This is a genomic window from Streptomyces sp. NPDC048484, from assembly GCF_040651415.1.
Taxonomy (GTDB): domain Bacteria; phylum Actinomycetota; class Actinomycetes; order Streptomycetales; family Streptomycetaceae; genus Streptomyces.
On sequence record NZ_JBEZJY010000140.1, the window covers coordinates 1 to 1613 of the forward strand.

General features: G+C 66.0%; 1 protein-coding gene. It reads right to left on the reverse strand.

Annotated features, from left to right (window positions below; all coding sequences use genetic code 11):
- Nucleotides 1-176: 176 nt before the first annotated feature.
- Entirely contained in the window at nt 177-1097 is a 921-nt protein-coding gene (locus tag AB0D14_RS44925; RefSeq protein WP_362791318.1) for an NAD(P)H-binding protein, read from the reverse strand.
- Nucleotides 1098-1613 lie beyond the last annotated feature (516 nt).

Here is a 1613-nt window from a genome sequence, read left to right on the forward strand (position 1 = left end):
TCGCTGGAACAACTCCCACAACTCGTCCGGCACCAACCGCTCAACAATCCCCACCATGACGGAGATTCTACCGAGTCATCCAAATGAGATGACTTCTAAGTGCGTCTGAACTGGTCTGTGTCAGGAAGTCGAGACGTCTGCTTGCAGAATTCTCATCGAAGGTGGCAGTTTTCTGGTCAGGCTCCGCGGCAGCGCTTGAGTTGGCCCCACTGAGCGTCGTTGTTGGCCCGCTCGGCAGCGTCCGGCTCTCTCACCTGTGCTGATAGAACGTCGCGGAGAGCGAGGGGGAGGCGGCCAGTCAGCCGGGTGTAGTCGTTGCAGACTCGATCCCAGCGCTGCTCGCGCACCGAGGCGAACATGGACGAGAAGGCGTAGAGCCACCAGGGGTCCAGGCCGGTCGCCGCCGTCTCGGCGCAGTACGTGTCAGCCGGGATGTCCACGTAGGCGACAGGCGTCTCCCACGCCTCCGCCATGACCGAGGCGATGCCTGCCAGGTCCGCCACCTCGGGTCCGGTGATGTCATGATGACGCCCGGTCGGCTCACCCACCGCGAGCGCGGCGAGGGCGCGCGCCACGTCGTCGCGCGCCACTAAGGAGATCCGGCCGTCCGCGGCCGGGAGCCGCAGCAGCCCCGTCGCACGTGCCTCGGTGAGCCAGGATTGGAAGAACTCGATGTACAGCGAAGCCCTGGCGAACGAGTACGGGACGCCGGAGGCCAGGAGCAGGTCCTCGGTGAGCCGGTTGACCACGGCATAGCAGAACGGGGACGCCATGTCGGCGTCGACGCTGCTCAGCGCCGCGACATGGCCGACACGCTCGGCTGCCGCGGCGGCGACAACGTTGCGGTGGTGCAGCAGCATCCGTGCATCGGGCCCGTCACTGGAGACGAAGACCAGAGTGTCCACATCCTTCAGCGCCGCACGCAGCGCGGGCGGATCAGCGTAGTCGGCGACGGCAACCTCCACCTGCGCCGGCAATGCCTCGGTAGGCAGTTTCCGCCTGGTCATCGCTACGACGTCCACGCTGTCCCGGCCCGCGAGCAACTGCACCACCCGCCCGCCCAGGCCGCCCGCTGCCCCCGTCACTGCGATGCGCATCGTTGCCCCCGCCGCCTTGTCAGTGGACGAGCGTCACAATATCTGGCGCCGCCCCCGCTCTGTGCGAAGCCCTATCGGCACAGGTGAGAGAGCCGGACACTGCCGAGTGGGAGTTCGGTCAGCATCGAGATCCGAGACGTCCGGCGGAGCCCACCCCCGCAGGACGCTACCCCCCATCCATGACACGACCGTCACGGATGCCGTGAGACAAGCCACACGGATTGGGACGCGAGTCACCCCAGTGAGTGACCTCGCCCTCGACAACAACCATCGAACGTGAGATTGGATGGCCGCCCCGCTCAGATCAGTGAGACTCGTCCATGCTCAGCGAGATGGGACATCTGACCTGGGCAGTCTCACGGCCGGTGTCGAATCCGACGTCGATCCGACAGGGGCCGTGAGATTCCGACACGGGATTTGAGATGGGTGTAGCTCCTTTCAAGGGACGGCCCTACCTGCATGAACTGCGGCTTGGCGCGCGACCGGGTGATCGAACCGGGTCCCCAGGAGGGCAAC

What these genes read in the sequence shown, in the direction of transcription:
- AB0D14_RS44925 (WP_362791318.1), bottom strand. Translation starts at nt 1,097, where the DNA reads ATGCGCATCGCAGTGACGGGGGCAGCGGGCGGCCTGGGCGGGCGGGTG.